The 1,974-nt window shown below is 61.8% G+C and carries 2 protein-coding genes; both read left to right on the top strand.

Annotation, left to right across the window (positions count from 1 at the left end; genetic code table 11):
* On the top strand, nt 1-697 hold a 697-nt coding region (locus ACXJKH_RS19430; protein WP_457321826.1), incomplete at its 5' end, for a terminase TerL endonuclease subunit.
* Entirely contained in the window at nt 697-1,944 is a 1,248-nt protein-coding gene (locus ACXJKH_RS19435) for a phage portal protein (RefSeq protein WP_457321828.1), read from the top strand. The genes ACXJKH_RS19430 and ACXJKH_RS19435, both read left to right, overlap by 1 nt.
* Nucleotides 1,945-1,974: the final 30 nt, after the last annotated feature.

The raw sequence follows: 1,974 nt of genomic DNA on the forward strand, positions 1-1,974 counted from the left end.
GGTCAGGACCGGTGAAGTCGAATGCGAGATCGAGGTCAACGGCGAGCGCGAAGTCATCTACAAGCCGACGTTCGATGCCTGGGTGGAAACCTGGACGCCGGGTGACACCGTCAAGGCGCGTGAGACGCGGGACAAGTTGCCGTACTCGGTATGGGTTCGCGACGGGCACATGCACGCGCCCCAAGGCCAGACGATCAGCTACCGGCACGTGGCGCAGACGCTTGCGGAGTACGACCGCGACTACGACGTGCAGCTGGTCGCCTACGACCGGTATGCGTTCAAGAAGCTGGAAGAGGAGGTGGCTGACCTGGGCCTCTCGCTCGCCTTTGCGGAGCATCCGCAGGGAGGCTTGAAGCGAGGGAAGCCGCTACCGGCCGAAGTTGAGGCGGCGCAGGCGGAGGGCCGCGAGGCCCCCGAGGGCCTGTGGATGCCCGGCTCGTTGCGAATGCTCGAAGAAGCCCTGCTGGAGGGCCGCATACGGCTGCGGAGAAGCCCGGTTTTGGTCTCCGCAATCATGTCCGCCGTCATCGAATCGGACAAATGGGGCAATCAGTGGCTATCCAAGCTGCGCTCCACCAACAAGATCGACGCCGCAGTGGCACTTGCCATGGCGATCGGTGCCGCAAACACGTCTGAACAAGGGTCTGCAGACATGGACGATTACTTGGAAAACGGCTTTTTTGGGCTGATCGGCTGATGACTACGACTCGCTGGTACAACCCGCTCACCTGGCGCTTCTTCGGCTACACCGACCCGACCTCGGGCGACTACGTCGAAGTGGACATGGAGGTTGGTGGCAAGAACACGAAATCTGGCGTCCGCATCACGCCCAAGAGGGCAATGACGGTCAGCATCGTCTGGTCGTGCGTGAAGATTCTGAGCGAATCGACTGCGGGCCTGCCGCTCAAGCTGTACGAGGATGTCGCTGGTCTGCGGTCGCTGGTCAAGGGCTCTAGTCCGCAGCGTCGCCGCCTGCTACGCCTGCTCAGCAAGCCCAACCCGTACATCACCCGGCTGAACTTCCTCAAGGCCATGGTGGTGAACATGGCCTTGCGAGGAAACGCCTACGCGATCATCCACCGCGCCGATGATGGCGCGTGGATTGGGCTCATCCCGCTGAGTCCTGATCAGGTCGAGGTGGATACCGAAAGCGACCTCATCTACTGGGCAACCATTGCCGGCGATCGCACTGCGGTATCGCCGGAAAACATGCTTCATTTCAAGCTGTTTAGCTCCGATGGCATCAATGGCCTGTCGCCTGTGGAATATCAGGCCGAAACGCTTGGCCTGGCGCGCACCGCGCAGGATTGGTCTGCGCGGTTCATGCGCAAGGGCGGCTTCACCGGCGGCTACATCATCTACGACAACTTCCTCACCAAGGAGCAGCAGAAGAGCATCTTGGAGAAGATGCCCGACATCCGCCGCGGCAACGTGGACGACATCGGCAAGATGGCGATCCTGCAGGGCGGGCCGAAGATCCAGGCCGCCGGGCTGAGCCAGAAGGACAGCCAGTTCATCGAATCGCAGCAGTTCCAGGAAGAGGCCATCGCCGGCATCTGGGGTGTGCCCCTGTACCTGGCGAACCGCGCCCGGTCGACGTCGGTAATGGGCTCCAACCTTGAGCAGCAGACCAGCGGGTTTATCACCTTCGGCCTCAAGCCATACCTGGACGCGATCGAAGATGAACTCAACGACAAGCTGTTCGGTCCGGACGGGTCGATGTTCGTCGAATTCGTGGTCGAGGGGTTGCTGCGGGCGGACAGCGCGGCGCGCGCGGCCTACTACAAGGCCGCTCTCGGCGGCTCCGGCGGCTCGGGCTGGATGAGCATCACCGAGGTCCGGGAGAAAGAGAACCTACCTCCGCTTGATGGCGAGGAATACAACCGCGTCACCCGATGGGAAGCAGGCAACGACAAGACCGGAGACAGCGCAAATGCTGAGTAAATTGGACTGCCCGTTTGAAGTGAAATCGGC

The organism is Stenotrophomonas sp. P5_B8 (assembly GCF_054049855.1).

Bases quoted from the DNA above. Each gene is read 5' to 3' on its own strand.
- ACXJKH_RS19435 (WP_457321828.1), top strand. From the start codon at position 697: ATGACTACGACTCGCTGGTACAACCCGCTCACCTGGCGCTTCTTCGGC.